Raw genomic sequence first — 19,759 nt, 5'->3', positions numbered from 1 at the left:
GTGGCGTCCGGGATCTCGGACGGCGTCCGGGAGCTCGGGCGCACCGTAGATCCGACTCAGGACTCTGTCAACGTGACCACGGCTGACCGGCGGGGTTTGACACCGCTCGGCGGCAGCCCTACGTTCCACCCTGATTTCCAGCGGTCGGAAGGGCACCCCGACGTCACCCCGTCATGAGAAAGGGTGCCCATGCGCACGCCCCGTGCTCCGTTCCGCCGGCTCGCCGCGCTCGCCGCGGTGGTCCTGGCCGCCGGAACCGTCAGTCTTACCACCAGCTCGCCACCGGCCGCCGCGGCGGTGTCGTTCACCACGACGGTGGTGAACCAGGCGTCCGGCGACTGCGCCGACGATCCGAACTCGGCCACCACCACCGGAACGCAGCTGATCCAGTACTCCTGCAACTCCGGCACGAACCAGAACTGGACGTTCACCCCGGTCTCCGGCACCGGCGCCACCTACACCGTCGCCAACGGCGCCTCGGGACTGTGCGTCGACGTCTCCGGACGCTCCACCGCCGACAACGCCCAGATCATCCAGTGGACCTGCAACGGCCAGACGAACCAGCAGTTCACCCTCCAGCCGGTCGGCAACGGCTTCACCCTGGCCGCCGTCCACTCCGGCAAGTGCGTCGCCCCCACCGGGGACACCACCGCCAACGACACCGTCCTGGTCCAGTTGCCCTGCACCACCGCCGGCACCCGGGTCTGGAACCTGCCCGGCTACACCAGCGGCGGAAGCGGCAGCAACACCGTGACCGTCGCCAATCCCGGGACGCAGACCTCGAAGGTCGGCGCGGTGGTCTCCCTGCAGATGGCCGGGAGCGACTCGGCATCGGGCCAGACGCTGACCTACTCCGCGACCGGTCTGCCGGCCGGGCTGTCGATCAGCGCGTCGGGTCTGATCTCCGGCACCGCGAGCACTGCCGGCAGCTCGACCGTCGCGGTCACCGCGAAGGACTCCACCGGCGCGTCCGGCAGCACCTCCTTCGGCTGGACGGTGAACACCGCCGGCGCGGCGTATCAGGGCGTTCCCGCGGTCGCGCCCAACGCGTGCGGGAACTCCTCGCTGCCCAACGCCTACGGCACCAACTTCCCAACGCCCAGCGACCCCTACGGCCAGGGCTACTCCAACCAGACCGCGCTGGGCTGGGACGGCAACTACTGGCCGGTGTTCCAGTACCTCTCAGGGTCCTTCTTCGCACGCGGCGTGCCGACGACGTACAACGCCAACGGGACCACGGTCTGCGGCGCCATGTACTCCTTCTCGATCTACAACCACAACGGCAACCGTCCGGCGCAGTCGGTGACCTGGACCCAGGAGTCCGGATACCTGCCGGCGATGACGACCTCGTTCAGCACCGGCTCGATGGCCGTGGCCATCAAGGAGTTCGAGGACAAGGCCACCATCGGCGGCCACCCGGTCGGCGTGGTGTACGCGCGGGTGTCGGTGACGAACAACGGGTCCGCAGCGCTCACCCAGGACCCCGGCGCGTCCGGGCCCAACCTGGTGCGGCTGACGAGCACCTCGCTGAACACGGTCCAGCCCGGGGCGACCAGCAACCACGACTACATCGTCGCCGTCGACAACTTCGGCTCCGGCGCGGCGCTTCCCACCGGGAGCACGCTGTCGTCCGGCGCCCCGGACTTCACCACCGCCGACAGCCAGATGGCGGCCTACTGGAACGGCCGGATCGGCGAGACCGCGTCCTTCTCGCTGCCCGACGTCGCGCTCCCGAACACCGGCGGTCTGGCCAACCCCGGGACCGCGATGACCAACGCCTACAAGGCCGGCACCGTCTACATCCTGATGATGCAGATCGGCGAGGCGCAGTTCTCCGCGGCGAACAACTACTTCTGGCTGCTGAACCACGACGTCCCCGGCGAGCTCAACGCCCGGCTGGAGACCGGTGACTTCCACGACGCGCAGAACCTGCTGCTGACCGCGCGGATATCGCAGGCCACGAACTTCGACGAGCACGGCGCGAACTGGTACTTCGACGGCGACTGGAAGACGCCCTCGACCTGGGCCTACTACCTGGCCAAGACCAACGACACGGCGTTCGTCTCGCAGTACTTCCACGACGACGCCGGCGGCTCCAGCCCGTGGGGTCCGAGCCTGTACACGATCATGCACGGCATCTACCAGGGCCAGCTCGCCTCCGACGGGGCGCTGGCGACCAGCTTCGACAACGATTCCTCGGGCCGCTGGCTGTTCGACGACTACTCGGCGCTGGAGGGCCTGGCGGCGTACAAGTACATTGCGACGCGCATCGGCAACACGGCAGAGGCGCAGTACGCCGACGGCGCGTACACCAAGCTGCTGAACGCGACGAACACCCTGCTGTCCCGCAACGAGTCGGCCAACGGGTTCTCCTACCTGCCGTGCACGGTCGACCAGCCGAATTCGGCCAACCGCTGCAACACCTACAACGACGCCAACTGGGCCTCGCCGGTGTGGGTCGGACAGAATCAGTGGTCGACGATGCTCATGGGCGGCACGCTGTCCGGTATCGCGGGCGACCCGGCGCAGGGCGACGCGATGTACAAGTGGGGCTTCGCGCGTCTGTCCGCGAACGGTCTGCCGTATCCGACCTTCGGCGCGTTCAACGGCTACTCGACCGCGTACAACACCGCCTACGCCAGCGACGGCTTGTACGGCACGTCCTACCGCGACCTGCCGATCACCAGCTACGCCTGGCAGATCGCGACCACCACCGGCGGCCCGAACGCCTGGTGGGAGGCCAACGGTACGGGCCCGGACAGCGGCAACCCCTGGATCGGCAACCATGCCGGCCCGGAGTTCGGCGCCTGCCCGTACGCCTGGCCGATCTCCGCTCAGCAGGAGGGACTGCTGCAGTCGATCGCGGCCGAGGGCTTGTCCTCGACCGGTTCTGGCCCGTACACCTACACGAGGCCGCTGATCATCGGCCGCGGCGTCCCGAACGCCTGGATCGCCAACGGCCAGAAGGTTTCGGCGTCGAACCTGACCACCTCCTATGACACGAACAGCGGTGCCCGGAGCACGTACGGCGTGTCGATCTCGACCTCGACGTCCAGCGGCACGCGCGTGGTCACGGTGACGCTGTCCGGAACGCTGCCGGCCGGCGCGGTGTCGGTGCAGCTGCCGGTCTTCACCTCGGTGGGGGTCACGGCGGTCAGCGGCGGGTCGTACAACTCCTCGACGCACTCGGTGAGTGTGAACTCCGGAACGACCACAGTGGCCATCACCCTGGCCGGCTGAGTCATGAAGAACGGTCGTCGCGGTGGGCTTCACGGCTTCACCGCGGCGCCCCCCCTCGCGACAGTTCAGGACCGCTGATGCCCCAGTCGTTCGGACAGCTCCGCCGCTCCCTTGCGTACCTGCGGCGACCACAGTTCCACCGGCCGCGTCGCCGGCACCGTCACCCCGAGCGCGGCCACCACCCGGCCGTTGTGGTCGCGGACCGGCGCGGCGACCGAGCGCACGTCGTTGCCGGCTTCGTCGTGCTCGAACACGACCTCCTCGACCGCCGCGGTGTCCGTGCCGAGCCCGGCCAGCAGCGCCTGGCCCAGCGCCGAGGCCCGCACCGGCAGGCGCGAGCCGACCGCGGCGACCACACGGACCGCGTGCGTGGAGTCGGCTTTGGCGACGCAGACCGCGAATCCACCGTCGAGGACCGCGACCTGCACCGTCTCGCCGCACTCGGCGGCGACCGCCTCGGCCACGCTCTGCGCCTCGCGCGCCAGGTCCAGACGGTCGGCGAAGCGGCTGCCGAGCAGCAGCACCTGCGGCCCGAGACGGAAGCGGGTCGGGGAGCCGGGGTCGGTGGCGGCGTAACCGCGCTCGATGAGGGTGCCCATCAGCTCGTGCACCGTGCTGCGCGGCAGGCCGGTGCCCGCGGCGATCTCGGCGGCGGTCAGCGTGGGACGCCCCAGGAACAGCTCCAGGATGTCCAGCGCCCGCGCCACGGCGGGAACAGCCCTCGTCACGATCGCGAGCATAGCCCGCGCGGCTCCGGATGCTGTTAGCGCTCACAATAAGCGGACGCTTTTGCCAAACAGAGATGTGATTCGGCCTTGTTAACGTATCCCAACGCTGACATGCTTGGCGTTCATCCCGCAGATTCGCGCGGCGTGACACCTCGAGGGTTGGGCACCCTCGCCGAGCGTCCCCTGCCAAAGGCACCAGCGCAAGTCACCTTTGGAGACGACTCATGCCCACTCATCTGCCTCGCCCACGCCGTGCGGTCCTGACCGCCGCGGTGGCGGTAGCCGCCCTCGTCCTGGCCGGCTGCGGCTCCACCAAGAGCTCCGGCGGTTCGGCCGGTGCCACCGGCTCGGCCGACGACGGCACCACCCTCACCCTGTGGACCCGCGCCGGCACGCAAACCCAGACCCAGGCGCTCGTGGACGCGTACAACGCGAGCCACAAGAACAAGGTCAAGCTGACCGCTTTCCCGAACGAGCAGTACCCTGACAAGATCGCCACGTCGGCCGGCGCCAAGGCGCTGCCGGACATCTTCACCTCCGACGTGGTGTTCGCGCCGAACTACGTCAGCCAGGGTCTGTGGACCGATATCACCGGCGACTTCAACACCCTGCCGTTCAAGGACGCGGTGGCTCCCTCGCACGTCAAGGCCGCCACCTCCGACGGCAAGATCTACGCTGTCCCGCACGCGCTGGACCTGTCGGTCATGTTCTACAACAAGGCCTTGTACAAGCAGGCCGGGCTGGACCCGAACAAGGGCCCTGCCACGCTCCAGGAGTTCGCCGACCAGGCGCGCGCCGTCGCCAAGCTCGGCGGCGGCAACCACGGCACGTACATCGGCGGCAACTGCGGCGGTTGCGTGGAGTTCACGTTCTGGCCCTCGATCTGGGCCGACGGCGGCGCGGTGATGGACGACGCGGGTACCAAGTCCTCGATCGACAGCTCCCAGGTGCAGGCCGTGTTCAAGGTCTACCACGACCTGTACGCCGACGGGACCGCCGACCCGGCCTCCAAGCAGGAGAACGGCACCACCTGGCTCGGCGCGCTGCAGACCGGCAAGGTCGGCATCGCGCCCGGACCCTCGTCCTGGCTGCCGCTGATCCGCTCCAAGGGCATCGACGTCGGCGTGGCGCCGATCCCCGGCGTGCGGGGCGGGAGCTCCACCTTCGTCGGCGGCGACGTGGCCGGCATCGCCTCGACCAGCTCGCACGAGAAGCAGGCCTGGGACTTCCTGTCCTGGACCCTCGGCGACACCGCGCAGGTCGACGTGGTGGCCAAGCAGGGCCAGATCATCGCCCGCACCGACCTGGCGGACAACCGGTACGCCGCCGCCGACCCGGCGGTGCTGAGCATCAACCAGGTCATGGCCAAGGGCAAGACGCCGTACGCGCTGAACTTCAACGCCACCTACAACGACCCGCAGAGCCCGTGGACGGCGGCGCTGCGCGGAGCCCTGTTCGGGGACGCGGCCAGTGCTCTGGCCTCCGGTCAGGACGCCATCACCAAATCGCTCGACCAGCACTGAGGCGGTGCGGTAGCAGAGAGCGAAGACCAGAAATCATGCGCAACCGCCGCAAGAGCGCTGTGGGTGCGGCTTACGCCGTGCCCACAGCGGTCGTCGTCACCTTGTTCTTTCTCATCCCGCTCGGACTGGTCGCGGTCATGTCGGTGGACCACTGGCCGCTGCTGGGCCACGCCACCCCGAACTTCCCGGCCAACTACACCGACATGGCCGACAACACCCTGTTGCACCAGGCCGTCTTCTTCACCCTGAAGTACACGGTCGTCATCACCGTGGTGCTGTTCGCCGTGGCGTTCGGTCTGGCGCTGCTGGTCCAGAACCCGCAGCCGGGCGTGGGCGCGCTGCGCACCGCGTTCTTCCTGCCGACCGCCGTCGGCTTCGCCACCGCCTCGCTGCTGTTCCTGGGCATGCTGAGCAACGAGATCGGGCCGGTCAACCCGCTGCTGAAGGACTTCGGATTGATCGACAAGCCGGTGGACTGGATCACCGGCAGCCCGGGTACCGCGCTGACCTCCACGGTCGGGCTGGTCACCTGGCGCTTCGCCGGATTCAACATGCTGATTCTGCTCACCGGCCTGCAGGCGATCCCCACCGAGATCTACGAGGCGGCGCGGGTGGACGGCGCGAGCGCCTGGCAGTCCTTCCGGCGGATCACGCTGCCGCTGATGCGGCCGACCATCGCGCTGGTGCTGATCATGATGATCACCGGCTCGCTGCTGGCCTTCGACCAGTTCTACATCATGACCCAGGGCGGTCCGGACAACTCGACCACGTCGGTGGTGATGGTGATCGTCCGGCAGGCGTTCGTGAAGTTCAACCTCGGCTCGGCGGCCGCCGTCTCGGTGGCGGCGCTCGGCGTGCTGATCGTGTTGAACGTCTTCCAGCTCAGTGTTCTGCGAAGGAGGGATTCGTGACCGGCCCGCGCCGGGCGGTGTCCGTCGGCGGCTACTACGTCACCGCCGGGGCGCTGGCCATCCTGTTCCTGTATCCGCTGGTGTGGAGCGGCTGGGCCTCGGTGCACGCCGGAGGGAGGTTCTCGATGGAGAACTACCGGAGCCTGTTCACCTACCGTGACGGCATCGGGACCTACCTCGTCAACAGCATGGTCGTCACCGGGCTCACGGTGGCTGGCACGCTGGCGGTGTCCCTGCTCGGCGGCTATGCCTTCGGGCGGTTCAGTTTCCCGGGCAAGAACGTGTTGTTCCTGGCGACGCTGGCGATCCTGATGGTGCCGTATCCCACGATCCTGATTCCGCTGTACGTGTTCCTGGGTGATCTGCATCTGCAGAACTCGCTGATCGGGCTGTCGCTGGTGCTGGTGATGTTCCAGCTGCCGTTCGCGACGTTCATGATGCGCAACGCCTTCGAGGCGGTGCCGCAGGAGCTTGAGGACAGCGCTCTGGTAGACGGCTGCGGGACGTTCGGAGCCTTGATGCGGGTGCTGGTGCACGCGGTGCGGCCGGCTGTGGTGACGGTGGGGCTGTTCGCGTTCCTGGCCGCGTGGAACGAGTTCTTCGCCGCGCTGATCCTGCTGAACTCCTCGGACAAGTTCACACTGCCGGTCGCGGTGGTGGCGATGGAGGGGCACTCGTTCGGGTCGATCGACTACCCGACGATGCAGGCGGGGGTGGTGTTCATGGCCATCCCGTGCCTGGTGCTGTTCCTGATCCTGCAGCGGAGCTATGTGCGGGGGTTCATGTCGGGGGCGTTGAAGGGCTGAGCGATCCGGTTCGGCCGGCTCAGCCCAGCGACGACTCGCGGACGACCAGGCGCGCGGGGACGGTTCGCGTCCCCGCCGTCCGGTTCCCGGCGATGGCGTCCAGCAGGCGCAGCGCGGCGACCCGGCCGATCTCCACCATGTCCAGGTCCACGGTGGTCAGCGGCGGGCGGCAGGCCTCGGCCATGACCTCCCAGTTGTCGTAGCCGACGATCGCCACGTCCTGCGGGACCCGCACGCCGCTCTCGCGCAGCGCGTCCGCGGCGCCGCGCGCGATCTGGTCGTTGCCGCAGAACAAGCCGTCGGTGTCCGGTTCGGCGCGCAGCACCAGCGCCGCCGCGCGCCGTCCCCAGGCCTCGGTCCACTCGCCGAAGTGCACGCGGCCGGTCGCCGGTTCCAGGCCGCCGGCCGCCAGTTCGGCCAGCGCCCCGTCGGCGCGCACCGCCGCCGCGGCGTGGTGCGCCGGGCCGGTGATGTGCGCGATCCGGGTCCGTCCGGACTCCACGAGGTGGCGGATCGCCAGCCGGGCGCCGCCGTGCTCGTCCGGGACCACCGACATGTCCTCGGGGTCGGAGGAGGGACCGAGGGCGTAGACCGTCGGCACGTCCGGCGTGCCGGGCAGCGGCTGGCGCGGGTCGGTGCGGCGGCCGGTGACGATGATGCCGTCGATGCGGCGCGCCATCAGGGTCCGTAAATAGTGGGCCTCGCGGATGGCGTCGCCGCGGCTGTCGCACAGCAGCACCGACATCTGCTCCGGACCCAGCGCGTCCTCGGCGCCGAGCAGCACCGGGATGCTGAACCGGCCGATGGAGTCGGTGGTGATCAGCCCGACGGTCCAGCTGCGCCCGGCCAGCAGCCCCTGCGCCAGCGGATTCGGGCTGAAGCCGAGCTGCTCGGCGGCCTCCAGCACCCGCTGCCGGGTCTCGGCGCGCAGGCTGCCGCGGCCGTTCAGGGCCTTGGAGGCGGTGCCGACCGTGACGCCGGCGAGGCCGGCGACGTCGGCGAGCGTGGCGACGCGGCGCGGTTCGGGCACAGACTGCACAGGCGGCACAGGCAAACCCTTTCCTAGACGATGACCGTCCCAGGTTCTCACATCAGGGGTTTGGCGCGCAGCCATTGACGAAGCATCGCAGGGCTCCTACTCTCTGGCTCGGCAAAGGTTTTCCTAGTTTCCGAAACCGCCGACCCGGACCGTCCGTCTGAACGCTGATCTGAACGCTGATCCGAACGCCGATCCGAACGCCGAGGGGGACAGGGTGGAACAGGCTGAAGCCGCCGCGGGACCGGTGCGCCCGACCGACCGGGCCGACGGCGCGCTGCGCCCGGCCGGCCGCGCCGCGATCACCGGCGGCTTCTGGGCCGCGCGGCGCGCCGTCACCTCCGAGGTCTGCGTCCCGCAGGGCCTGGGGCGGCTGGAATCGGCCGGCAACCTGCACAACCTGCGGCTGGCCGCCGGCCGGACGGCGGGGGAGTACCGCGGCGACCTGCCGTTCCTGGACTCGGACGTCTACAAGTGGCTCGAGGCCGCGGCCTGGACCGAAGCCGAGCACGGCCTCACCGCCGACCTGGCCGGAGCCCGCGACGCCGTGGTCGCCCTGGTGCGCGCCGCACAGCGCGACGACGGCTACCTCAACAGCTGGTTCCAGGTCGCCAAAGACGGCGAACGCTGGACCGACCTGCGCTGGGGCCACGAGCTCTACTGCGCCGGCCACCTCATCCAAGCCGCCGTCGCCCACCACCGGGCCACCGGCGAGGAAGGCCTGCTGGCCGTCGCCGTCCGATTCGCGGACTGCATCGACAGCGTCTTCGGCACGGACAAGAAGATCGACGGCGTCTGCGGCCACGCGGAGGTCGAGACGGCGCTCGTGGAGCTCTACCGCGAGACCGGGGAACAGCGTTACCTGGACCTGGCCGCGTACTTCGTCGACCGGCGCGGACACGGCCTGCTGAACCCCGAAGCCACCCGCGGTACCGCCGCGGGCCCGGCCTACTGCCAGGACCACCTGCCGGTCCGCGAGGCGAACGCGGTCGCCGGCCACGCGGTGCGCCAGCTCTACTTCCTGGCCGGGGTGACCGACCTGGCCGTCGAAACCGGCGACGCGTCCCTGCGTGCGGCGGCCGAGCGGCTCTGGACGGAGATGGCCGCGCGCAAGACCCACATCACCGGCGGCCTCGGCGCGCACCACGCGGAGGAGGACTTCGGCGACCCGTATGAGCTCCCGAACGAACGCGCCTACTGCGAAACCTGCGCGGCCATCGCCTCGGTGCAGTGGAACTGGCGCATGGCGCTGCTCACCGGGGAGGCGAAGTACTCGGACCTCGCGGAGCGGACTCTGTACAACGCGGTCCTGCCGGGCGTCTCGCTCGACGGCACGCGCTGGTTCTACGCGAACCCGCTCCAGGTGCGCGACGAACACCTGGACCGGCACGGCGACCACGGCGTGAGCCGCAAGGCTTGGTTCCGCTGCGCGTGCTGCCCGCCGAACGTCATGCGCCTGCTGGCGAGCCTGCCGCACTACTTCGTCTCGGGCGACGCCGACGGCATCCAGCTGCACCAGTACGCGACCGGCTCGTACGAGGCCGTGGCCGGCACGGTGCGGGTCGAGACCGGATACCCGTGGAGCGGCGGGATCGCGGTGACGATCGAGCGCGGCGGGGAGTGGACGCTGTCGCTGCGGGTGCCGGGGTGGTGCGCTGATGTCGAGGCCGGTGTCAACGGAGTAGCAGTCGACACCGTGGTCCCCGACGGCTGGCTCCGCATCCGCCGCGCCTGGCAACCGGGCGACGTCGTATCGCTGAACCTTGCGATGCCGATCCGCCTGACCGCCGCCGACCCGCGCGTGGACGCCGTGCGCGGCTGCGCCGCCATCGAACGCGGCCCACTCGTCTACTGCCTCGAAGAGGGCGATCAGCCGCAGCCGGGCCTGGACGCCTTCGTCCTGGACCCCTCCGCCGCCCTGACCGCCGACCACGACCCCGGCCTCCTCGACGGCGTGACCGTCGTGCGCGGCCTCAGCCGTCGCCGCACCGCCGCGCACCCCGCCTGGTGGCCGTACCGCTCCGGCGCCGGCCCGACCCCGCCGACCGCCCCGACCCCACCGACCGCCCCGACCGACCCGCTGCCGTTCACCGCGATCCCGTACTACGCCTGGGCCAACCGCCAGGACGGCGCGATGCGGATCTGGCTGCCTATGGCCTGACACCCCCGCGCGCAAGCCGCGCGCCCCCGAGCCCCGTTGCCGCCGAAGGTGCCCACGGCGACAACGGTCACGAAGCGCCGCCACCCGCTGAGGGGTGGCGGCGCTTGTGCGTGGTCGATGGTCCACCCCCTCCGACCCCTACGGGCTGACTCGACTTGCACCCGCGGCGCGAACTGAGACTCTGAATTCGCAGGGCCGAATCTTCGCCCGAATCTCACGCCCGAATCTCTCGCCTGAATCTCTCGATGATGGAGTTTCGAACATGTCTACCCCGTCTGCGAGCAGCGGTTCGCGTCCCCTCGTGCTCAGCGATCGGCAAGGGTTCAATCGGCGCTGGTTCGCGCCGAAGCTCGAGGCGGTTTATGTGCCCAGGAATGATGATGAGGCGGTCGCGCAAGTCGGCGAAGCCGTCTCGCGTTATGGGCGCGATGTCAAGGTTGTGGCTGGGCGCCACTGCTATGAGAACTTCGTTTACAACGACACCACTAGGGCCGTCGTGGATATGTCTTCGATGACCCGGGTCGGCTGGGATGGAGGGCGGGGTGCTTTCTTCGTTGAGGCTGGTTGTGAGAACTGGTCGGTCTACCGGACCTTGCTGAACGGCTACAACAAGACCCTTCCCGCAGGAAGCTGCTACTCGGTCGGCGCCGGGGGGCACATCACCGGCGGCGGGTACGGTCTGCTGTCGCGACTGCATGGTCTGACCGTCGACCACCTCAGTGCCGTCGACATCGTGACCTGGAATGAGCTGACGGGCAGTGCTGAACTGCACCACGTCTCGGCGTCGAGTGACTCCACTGACGAACGGGACCTTTTCTGGGCTCTACAAGGGGCTGGATGTGGCAATTTCGGCGTCATCCTGCGCTACTACTTTGATGAGCTGCCCAATGCCCCGGAGTTCGCTTCTATCTATACGCTCTCCTGGGATTGGACATCGTTCGACGCGGAATCCTTCGCGGACTTGCTCGCCGGCTATGGCGACTATGTGAGCGGCTTGCCCGAGACCGATTTCAGTTTGCTGAAGCTCACGCACGTATCCGCCGGGCAGATCGGCATGGTCGTTCAGGCGGTGTCCCCCGAAGGGGCTACTCTCCTGGACCACCAGGCTGAGGTCGAGCGGCGGTACGCGGAAGTGGTGGCGCGCTTTGGGGCGATCGTCGAGCCTTCGCCGTTGCGATTTCCGCTCGGCGGCCATCCGGGGTGGACGACGGCCGTCGTCGGCAACGAGAGCGTGCAACATGTCACCTACCTCGAGGCGCTGCAAACCATGAACGGCTCGGGGCCCAACCAGTTCGGCAAGTACAAGTCCGCGTACATGAACAAGGGCTTCCCGTCGAATCAGGTCGCTGCGATCTACCACTGGCTCAACACGACACCCAAGGGCGTCCCCGCCTCGGACATGAGCCAGAGCCTGTTGCAGGTCGACAGTTACGGAGGCGCCGTCAATCGAGTCGCTCCCGGTGCGACCGCCGTTCCCCAGCGCGACGCGATCATGAAGTTGCAGTATCAGACCTACTGGCTCAACGCCTCACGCCCGGGTGAGGGAAGCCAGGGATCTGACACCCAAGCCGATGCCCACCTGGCATGGATCAACGACTTCTACCGAGACGTCTACGCCGACTACGGCGGCACGCCCAACCCGGCCAACGATCCAAGCGGAACCGTCGCGGGCGCGTACTACAACTACCCTGACAACGTTCTCGGCACCCACGCCGAGGGCACCGTCGACGACGCGTTGTGGCTCTACTTCCTCGAGAACTTCCGCGCCGCCCCACGGAACCTCGTCGACGTGAAGCGCCGCTGGGACCCGTCGGACATCTTCCACCACGCGCAGTCGATCCCGGTGCGGTGACGCGACCGGGTCAGCAGGCGGTGTCCGGGTCGAAGGTCGCCGGCAGGCTCTGGACCATGGCGGGCCTGCCCGCAGCGAACCAGTACTGGCGAGCGTTCGCCGCGTCGCAGTATGTCGACGCCGGGTAGTCATAGCCGGCGATCCAGATCGGTCCGCCCAAAGGCAGCCCGCCGGTGATGGCGCCCCACTGCTTCTGCGTGGAGTAGACGCCCACATCCTTGCCCTGCTCCCGCAGCGCGAGTTCGGCGGCCGCGACGACGATGGAGTTCATGGTCTGGTCACAGACCCAGAAGTTCGGCGTGTAGCACTGCGCGCCAGGCGGGTCGATGCTCGTCGCCGTCGGCAGCTCGACATCCAGCCACCACTTGTCGCTGGTCGCTCCCCCCGCCGAGGCACTCTGCACGGCGAAATACGCAGCGTTGTAACCCCAGTTGAACGACTGGCACGCATATTCGGCAGCAGTGCAGTCGCCAGCCGGCCCGTGGTACGCGTACTCCAATACATGCGGCGAGGTAAAGCCGATCGGGGAGTCCAGCACCATGTACTGCGCACGCGTGTTCGCAGTCGCCGCCCAAGCCACCTCCTGCTCAAAGCACGGATTCTGGCTGAACGGATGCCCGCCGTCAGCACCCACCACCGCGATCGCCGACGCCGGAGGCATCGGACCCCCGCACTCCGGCCACGAGATGTCGTACCCCGTCGCACCCCCAGACTTCCGCGCACCAAGGGCAGCAGACGTCGCGCCGGACCTCGGCACGTACGCAACCCGCCCATCCAAGCTGGACGAGGGCAGCCCGCCGACGCTATCCGACGGAGTCGTAGCCACAACGATCGGCGCAGTCGCCGACGGCCCACTCGACGCACCGGCATCAGCATCAGCGCCGGCAGCCGGCGCCACAGCCAGCACGCAGACAGCGGCGACGCCAAGGGAGATCAGGGACTTCAAGCGCACGCTGCATCTCCTAGCGCTGGTGTGCGAACCGCCGAAAACCCGGCGCCGTGTTGTAGAACCCTCAGATAAGGCATCGTATATAAGACGGCCGAGAAAGCATCAGCGGTTGCGCATTCGGGCGGGGTACAGCTCAAGCACCCAGCCCGCAGCCACGTACCACGGCGCCTCGACTTCGGCGAGGCGCCGAGCTGCCTCGCGCGGCTCCCAGCTGACGGACCACCGCTCGTCGATCTGCCGCGGTCAGCCCTTGAGCCCAGTCTGCGCAAGCCCTTCGACGAAGTGCCGCTGGGCGGCGATGAACACGATCAGGACGGGGATGACGGTCGTCACCGACGCGGCGAGCTGGATGTTCCACAGGTGGGAGCCGTAGGCGTCGGTGTACTGGGTGAGGGCTACCGGGAGGGTGTAGTTGCGCTTGTCCGTTTCGTAGACCAGGGGTTCGAGGTACATGTTCCAGGTGTTGAGGAAGGTGAAGATCGCTACTGACGCCAGTGCTGGGCGGGCTAGGGGGAGGGCGACCTTGTAGAACAGGCCGAAGCGGCGGAGTCCGTCGATGCGGCCGGCGTCCTCGAGGTCGTCGGGGACTGAGAGGAAGAACTGGCGCATGATGAAGGTGGCCAGGACGCTGGGGGCGCCGAAGATCGGGATGACGATCAGCGGCCAGGGGGTGTTGGTCAGGCCCAGGCTGTCGACCATTTTGAACAGCGGGATGATGGTGACCTCGGTGGGGATGAGCAGCCCGGTGAGGATCAGGGGGAACAGGAACTTGTTGCCGGGGAACGGGATGCGGGCGAAGGCGTAGCCGGCCAGCGAGGAGAAGACCATGGTGCCGACGGTGACCAGCAGGGCGATGTAGAGGCTGTTGAGATACTGGTGGGCTAGCGGGTAGTTCGTGAAGGCGGCTTTGTAGTTCGACCATTGCGGGTGCAGCGGCAGCAGCTTGGGCGGGTAGCTGAGGACCTCGTTCTCCGGCAGGAGGGAGGAGGTGATCATCCACCACGTCGGGAAGACGAAGGGGATGGCGAGCACTGCCATCGTCAGGTACAGCAGCGGCTTGCGCCACGACCGGGGACGGAGCCCCGGGGTGCGCGCGGCGGTGGTGGGGCGGGCCAGCGGCGGCCTCGGCGCGGATGTCTCAAGACTCATGGAAGACCCACCTCTTGCGCAGGTGCCACTGGATCATGGTGAGCACCAGGATGATGACGAACAGGACGACCGCGATCGCGCTGCCATAGCCGAAGTCGTGGTTGTCGAACGCCTGCTGGTAGAAGAAGTAGACGAGCACGTTGGTCCGGTCGTTGGGCCCGCCGGCGGTAAGGATCTGGATCTGGGCGAACACCTGCAGCGAGCCGCTGATCGTGATGATCGTGGTGAGCAGGGTCGTGGGGCTGATCATCGGCAGCACGATGGAGCGGAACCGGCGCCAGGGCCCGGCGCCGTCGATCGCGCCGGCCTCCAGCAGCGAGCGCGGGACGCCCTGTAGCGCTGCCAGGAACAGCACCATGTTGAGTCCGACGTTCTTGAACACCTGGACGATCACCACCGACAGCAGCGCGGAGTTGTTGCCGCGCAGCCAGTTGGGCCCGGTGATCCCGACCGTGTGCAGCATGGCGTTGATGCCGCCGTTGTTCTGCAGCAGGAAGTTCCAGGTGATGGTCCACGCCACCAGCGAGACGACGACCGGGGAGAAGAACAGCGTCCGGAACACGGTCGTGCCGCGCAGCTTGTTGTTCAGCAGCACGGCCAGCAGCATCGCCAGCGAGATGTTGATCACCACGAGGCCGACGCAGAACAGCGCGGTCGCCTTGGCCACCGACCCGGTGGCGGGGTCGTGCAGCAGTTGGCTGTAGTTCTTCGTTCCCGCGTAGGTGGTCACGCCGGACAACAGGTTGGAGCTGTGGAAGCTGTAATAGATGACGGCGGCGAGGGGGTACAGCACGAACGCCAGGAACCCCAGGGTCGGAGCCAGCACGAACAGCCATCCCAGGATGTTGTCCTGGCGCCGCCGACCCTGGAATCGTCTCCGTATCGGGCCCGTCGGCCCAGTCGGCGCCGTCGACCCCGTCGACCCCGTCAACCGCGCCGGCCGCGGCGAAGACGCAGCGGCGTCCCGATGCTCGGCCGACGCAGCGCTGTGCACGGCCGTCACTGGCTCAGAGCCGGGTCGATCGCCTTGCACACCCCGGCGAGCACTGAGTCGACGTTGGCTCCGGGCGTCCACAGCGGGTCCAAGGCGTTCTGCACGAGGGTGGCGAGCTTGGCGCTGTTCTCATGGGACGGCAGCACCGAGCCGGTCTTGATGCCGTTGATGACCACATCCTGAAGTTGCTGCGGGGTGAACAGGGGATTCGCGGCGGCTAGGGTCGTGGTGTTGAGCTGGCTCTGACGAGCCGGCGGGAAGTACTGGGCGAGCTTGGCGGAGTTGGCCGGGTCGGTGAAGTAGGCCAGGAAGTCCGCCGCCTGCTGCTTGTGCGAACCCTTGGTCATCACACCGATGCCGGCCTGTCCGATGACCTGCGCCGACCCGGTCGGACCAGACGGCAGCGGCACGATCCCCCAGTTGAACGGGTGCTTGGCCAGCAGGGAAGCCCGGCTGATCTGAGTGACGGTCATGGCGGACTCACCGGCGAAGAAGTCAGCGGTCTGGCCCGGTGCGGGCAGCGCCTTGTCGGTGAAGATCGCGTTGTGCAGGAAGGTCATCGCCTGCTGCATCTGCGGGGCGTCGAAGTCACAGGTCTTGCCGTCGGCCGACCAGGCGTCGGCGCCCCAGCCGCGCCAGATGCTCGCCAGCTCGATCCAGGTCTTGTAGTCCCAGTCCCGGATCACCAGACCCTGCTTGTCGGTGTGCGCCGCGACCTGGGCGGCCATCTTCTCGGCGTTCTGCCACGTCCACTGGCCGGCGGCGACGAGCTGGTCCGGCGTCTGGGTCACACCGGCTTGGGTCAGCAGGTCCTTGTTGTAGAACATCCCGAACGGGGACGTGGAGAAGGGGTAGGCGTAGAGCTTCCCATTCTGCGTCCACAGCTTGGTCGCTGCCGGGGTCAGGTCGCCGTACTGGTAGCCGGGGGAGTTCTGCAGGGCCGCCGAGACGTCGGTGAGCGCTCCGGAGGAGACGAAGTCCGGCGCGTCCCGCTCCAGGATCCAGGCCATGTCCGGCGGGCTGCTGCCGGCGATCTGGGTCGTCAGCGCGGTCGTGTAGCTGCCGATCGGGAGGTAGTCGAACGTGATCGACTTGATGTCGGGATGGGTCTTGAGGTAGCTGTCCGCGATGCTGTTGAACAGCGCTGTCTGCGATTTGTCGTTGCTCCAGACGGTCATCCGCAGCGCGACGTTCTTGGCGCCGGATCCCGATCCGCTCGAGGAGGAGCATCCCGTCAGCGCGACGGTGAGCAGGGAGATGGCGGAAAGGGTGAGGCAGGCCAGCCGAACACGTCTTGTCTTCATCGTTGCTCCTTGGGGGGATCGGGATTCTAGTAGCCGCGGATCTCGGGCCACGCGAGGGGGACGCCGCGCCTGGTCAGGAGAGACTGGTAATCGTGCAGGTGCTCGGGCGAGCCGTGCACCGCGTGCGGCGTGCGGCCGGTGGCGGCGCAGTGGGCGGCCAGGGTGCCGGCGGCCTCGCCGATGTTCCATTCCACGGGGTGCAGACGGTAGGCGCCGTTGGTGATGTGGGTCGTGCCGATGTTCTTGGCGCCGGCCAGCAGGTTGGTCACCCGCTGCGGCAGCAGCGCGCCCAGCGGGATCTGGAACGGCGTCGAGGCCACGTCCAGGTACGTGTCGCCGCCGGTGGAGGGATGGAGGTCGATGCGGTACATGCCGACGCCCACCGAGTCCGGATAGCGCGTCGCGCCGTGCTCGCCGCGGATCGCCATCGAGACGTCCTGCTCGCAGATCGTGGTGAGGGCACGGATGCGCCTGGACTCGCGCACGTACACGTCCTGGGCCAGGCCGTCCTCGGTGCCCAGCAGGTCGCCGCGCAGCCGCAGCGACGGGAAGCCGGTACCGCCGTCGGGCCGGGGCGCCTCGGTCTGCATCCAGTACAGCGCCGACAGCGCCAGTTCCCGGGCGCCCTGCCGGTGTTTGGCCGCCTCGTCGGGAGAGACCTCGAACAGCGGCCCGTCCATGTAGTCGATCATCGGCCAGTTCACCAGGGTGACGTCGCTGGCGTACGCCCCGGGCTCGAACAGCTTGCGCGCCGCGATGCGCCGGAACCGCCACAGGTCGTCGGTTCCGGCGTCCTTGCTCTGATCCGCCTCGACCGCCAGCGGGTCGTCGTGCGGGTTCGGGTCGAGCCAGCCGCGGGAGGGCTCCAGCGTACGCGGATTGGGCCAGGAGAACGCCAACAGCGGGCCGGGCCAGATGTCCGGGCGCACCGACCGCCAGTGGTTGTAGGTCGCCGGCCGGTCGATGGTGTGGTCGCCGTCGACATGATCGACGGCGAAGCACCAGGACACCGCCTGCATGTTCAGCGGCTGCGCGGTGTCCTTCGCGCTGGGCTCCCCGGTCTGCTCCCGGGATTCGGCGCCGGTGACGTACTCGACCCCGGCCAGCGGCAGCAGGTCTCCGGTCTCGGTCGCGTCGATCACGTAGTCGGCGTAGACGGTGACCGTGCCGCCGTCGGTGTCGCCGTCCGGCACCAGCGTCACCGAGACGATCGTGTCGCCCTCGACCTGCGCCGACCGCACCCGGTAGGGCTGCAACAGCTTCAGCCGCCCGGAGCTTCGAGCCGGCGCGAGCATGGCCTCCAGGACCGACACCGCGACGCGCGGTTCGTGACACAGCCTGCTGACCAGCCCGGCTCCGGGGTTCAGCTGCCGGGCGGCGCGCGCCGCCGTGGTCAGCGGATAGTGCCGCCGGTAGTAGGCGCGGATGCCGTCACGCATCGCGCGGTAGGACGCGGTGACGCCGAACATCTCCACCCACGGATGCTCGTCCGGCGGCGTCGCCTGCGCGGTCAACTGCCCGCCGAGCCACCGCGGCCCTTCAGTGAGCACCACCTGCGCCCCGTGCTGTGCCGCGGCCAGCGCCGCGGCCACGCCGCCGAGCCCGCCGCCCACCACCAGCACGTCAGTGCGTATCTCCGTCACCTGCGCACCCCTCTTTGCTAATTCGTATTAGCGCAGGTTAGAGAAGAGACCCCGGCAAAGTCAATGACGTGTTTCGCCGCCGAGGGCGAACCCCGGTCACGACCTCGGAACGGGCATCAAGGCGCATCGCTGTTGCTGTGGTGAAGAAACGCTCGACTCGACACCGCCAGTCCGAAAAGAAGCGACTCGGACCGCCGCGCGGTCGTGCACAGCCTCCACCGCCGGCCGCCGACGCCACCGAGCTTCCCTCCACCGAGCTGCGCCCCCTGCGAGGCCATCAACACCCGCGCGAAGCCGTAAAAAGCTTGTAAAAGCCCATAAACAAGCCGCACCAGCCCACACTCCACCCCCGCCGCCCACACATAAGTCATGAGCACCGGAAAACCGGGCGGCTCAGCGCTGGGTGCGGGGCGCCTCGGCCACGGTGGAGCCCTCGACCAGGGAGCACGGCAGCAGTATCTGCGTGCCGGGACCGGGCTGCAGGTCGTCATGCAGCAGCCTGACCAGGGTGCGCACCGCTCTGGTCCCCATCTCGCGGCGGGGGATCCGGAAGGCGGTCCAGTCCATCTCGGGCTTGGGTCGCGCGTGCCAGGAGGCGGTCTGCGTGGGGTCGGTGTCGCCGAGGACGCCGATCGACAGATCCTCGGGGACGGCGAGTCCGGCCGCGACTGCCAGATCGTGCAGGGCTGAAGCCATCTCAGTGGTTTCCACCAGTGCCGCGGTGGTCCGGTCGGCGCGCAGCTGCTCGAAGACCCGTCGACGGGTCGTCGTCGGTGAGGGTCAGGGGCTTGCGGCGGTGGCGCCGGCACGCGGCCAGGTAGCCCGAGCGCCGGTCCGCGGTCGACTCGCTCTCCTCGTGGTAGCCGACCAGCGCGATCCGGCGGTGGCCCAGCGACCACGCGCGCTCGTACAGCGCCGCGGTGGCCTCGGCGTAGTCGGCGCCGACGTAGCTGACCGGCCCGGCCGAGGACTCCCGCCGGCCGATGAACACGAACGGGAAGCGCTCGTTGACCAGGCGGTCGAGCTCTTCGCGGTCGGTGTGCCGGCCCAGCAGAATGCAGCCGTCTGCGATGCCCAGCCGGTTCGAGTCCTGCTCGTACACCTTGCGCCGGCCGTGGCGGCGGCCCGGGCTGGTGAACAGCAGCAGGTCGTAGCCCTGGGCTTCGGACTCCTCCTCGATGCCGCCGAGGAAGGGCCCGTAGAAGTCGGTCGAGTCCGACGGGAACACCGACTCGTAGGTGAACACGCCCAGGATCTGGTTCGACTTGCCGCGCAGCCGCCGCCCCATGATGTCCACGGCGTAGCCGGTCTGCTGCAGCGCGTCCTCGACGCGTTTGCGGGTCTCCGGGGCGACGCGCACCCCGTCGGAGTCGTTGAGCACCAGGGAGACCATCGCCTGGGAGACCCCGGCCAGTCGCGCCACCTCGGCTTGGGTGATCCGTCCTCGGCGCTGCGTCACGCCT

15 protein-coding genes are annotated in these 19,759 nt (G+C 68.6%); 6 read left to right on the top strand and 9 right to left on the bottom strand.

Going from position 1 to position 19,759, the window contains the following annotated elements; all coding sequences use genetic code 11:
* Window positions 1-189 precede the first annotated feature (189 nt).
* Window positions 190-3,240 carry an RICIN domain-containing protein gene (locus tag CACI_RS24710; protein WP_015793584.1) on the top strand — a complete coding sequence of 1,017 codons (3,051 nt, stop codon included), beginning with the start codon at window positions 190-192 and terminating at the stop codon, window positions 3,238-3,240.
* Window positions 3,241-3,305: 65 nt separating this feature from the next.
* On the opposite strand, the gene CACI_RS24705 is transcribed toward CACI_RS24710, so the two are convergent.
* Complete coding sequence (locus tag CACI_RS24705; RefSeq protein WP_041542365.1) at window positions 3,306-3,968, bottom strand: IclR family transcriptional regulator; 663 nt, start codon at window positions 3,966-3,968, stop codon at window positions 3,306-3,308.
* 224 nt (window positions 3,969-4,192) lie between these two features.
* Here CACI_RS24705 and CACI_RS24700 point away from each other — a divergent pair, with 224 nt between their 5' ends.
* Genes CACI_RS24700 through CACI_RS24690 form a run of 3 tightly spaced genes read left to right on the top strand, consistent with a single transcriptional unit; the run spans window position 4,193 to window position 7,208 of the window.
* On the top strand, window positions 4,193-5,491 hold the full coding sequence (locus CACI_RS24700; RefSeq protein WP_015793582.1) for an ABC transporter substrate-binding protein: 1,299 nt from the start codon (window positions 4,193-4,195) through the stop codon (window positions 5,489-5,491).
* Window positions 5,492-5,526: 35 nt separating this feature from the next.
* Window positions 5,527-6,402: a carbohydrate ABC transporter permease gene (locus CACI_RS24695; RefSeq protein ID WP_015793581.1), complete on the top strand. Its 876-nt coding sequence runs from the start codon at window positions 5,527-5,529 to the stop codon at window positions 6,400-6,402.
* Window positions 6,399-7,208 (top strand): carbohydrate ABC transporter permease, encoded by an 810-nt coding sequence (locus CACI_RS24690; protein ID WP_015793580.1) that lies wholly within the window; start codon window positions 6,399-6,401, stop codon window positions 7,206-7,208. The genes CACI_RS24695 and CACI_RS24690 overlap by 4 nt, the downstream gene beginning before the upstream one ends.
* 19 nt (window positions 7,209-7,227) lie before the next feature.
* On the opposite strand, the gene CACI_RS24685 is transcribed toward CACI_RS24690, so the two are convergent.
* Window positions 7,228-8,256, bottom strand: coding sequence for a LacI family DNA-binding transcriptional regulator (locus CACI_RS24685; RefSeq protein ID WP_015793579.1), 1,029 nt, complete (start codon window positions 8,254-8,256; stop codon window positions 7,228-7,230).
* Between the two features lie 205 nt (window positions 8,257-8,461).
* Between CACI_RS24685 and CACI_RS24680 the strand changes: the two genes are divergently transcribed.
* Both CACI_RS24680 and CACI_RS24675 read left to right on the top strand, forming a co-directional pair.
* A complete protein-coding gene (locus CACI_RS24680) occupies window positions 8,462-10,405 on the top strand; it encodes a glycoside hydrolase family 127 protein (RefSeq protein WP_015793578.1) in 1,944 nt (647 codons plus the stop codon).
* A gap of 262 nt (window positions 10,406-10,667) precedes the next feature.
* The gene (locus CACI_RS24675; protein WP_015793577.1) at window positions 10,668-12,257 is read left to right on the top strand and encodes an FAD-binding protein; all 1,590 of its coding nucleotides are present in this window, start codon (window positions 10,668-10,670) and stop codon (window positions 12,255-12,257) included.
* A 10-nt stretch (window positions 12,258-12,267) separates the two neighbouring features.
* On the opposite strand, the gene CACI_RS24670 is transcribed toward CACI_RS24675, so the two are convergent.
* The 7 genes from CACI_RS24670 to CACI_RS24645 all read right to left on the bottom strand — a co-directional run bounded on the left by CACI_RS24670 (window position 12,268) and on the right by CACI_RS24645 (window position 19,755).
* A complete protein-coding gene (locus tag CACI_RS24670) occupies window positions 12,268-12,918 on the bottom strand; it encodes a glycoside hydrolase family 25 domain-containing protein (protein ID WP_015793576.1) in 651 nt (216 codons plus the stop codon).
* Between the two features lie 531 nt (window positions 12,919-13,449).
* Window positions 13,450-14,244, bottom strand: a complete 795-nt coding sequence (locus CACI_RS24665; RefSeq protein ID WP_049872078.1) for a carbohydrate ABC transporter permease — start codon at window positions 14,242-14,244, stop codon at window positions 13,450-13,452.
* A gap of 100 nt (window positions 14,245-14,344) precedes the next feature.
* The gene (locus CACI_RS24660) at window positions 14,345-15,286 is read right to left on the bottom strand and encodes a carbohydrate ABC transporter permease (RefSeq protein WP_015793574.1); all 942 of its coding nucleotides are present in this window, start codon (window positions 15,284-15,286) and stop codon (window positions 14,345-14,347) included.
* Window positions 15,287-15,354: 68 nt separating this feature from the next.
* On the bottom strand, window positions 15,355-16,653 hold the full coding sequence (locus tag CACI_RS24655; protein ID WP_015793573.1) for an ABC transporter substrate-binding protein: 1,299 nt from the start codon (window positions 16,651-16,653) through the stop codon (window positions 15,355-15,357).
* A 26-nt stretch (window positions 16,654-16,679) separates the two neighbouring features.
* Window positions 16,680-18,287 (bottom strand): FAD-dependent oxidoreductase, encoded by a 1,608-nt coding sequence (locus tag CACI_RS24650; RefSeq protein ID WP_041542359.1) that lies wholly within the window; start codon window positions 18,285-18,287, stop codon window positions 16,680-16,682.
* 402 nt (window positions 18,288-18,689) lie between these two features.
* The gene (locus CACI_RS52760) at window positions 18,690-18,992 is read right to left on the bottom strand and encodes a substrate-binding domain-containing protein (RefSeq protein WP_015793571.1); all 303 of its coding nucleotides are present in this window, start codon (window positions 18,990-18,992) and stop codon (window positions 18,690-18,692) included.
* 1 nt (window position 18,993) lies between these two features.
* The gene (locus CACI_RS24645) at window positions 18,994-19,755 is read right to left on the bottom strand and encodes a LacI family DNA-binding transcriptional regulator (protein ID WP_015793570.1); all 762 of its coding nucleotides are present in this window, start codon (window positions 19,753-19,755) and stop codon (window positions 18,994-18,996) included.
* Window positions 19,756-19,759: the final 4 nt, after the last annotated feature.

This window comes from Catenulispora acidiphila DSM 44928 (assembly GCF_000024025.1).
GTDB lineage: Bacteria > Actinomycetota > Actinomycetes > Streptomycetales > Catenulisporaceae > Catenulispora > Catenulispora acidiphila.
The sequence above is the reverse complement of the archived record's forward strand: the minus strand, read 5'-3'. Positions and strand labels throughout refer to the sequence as shown.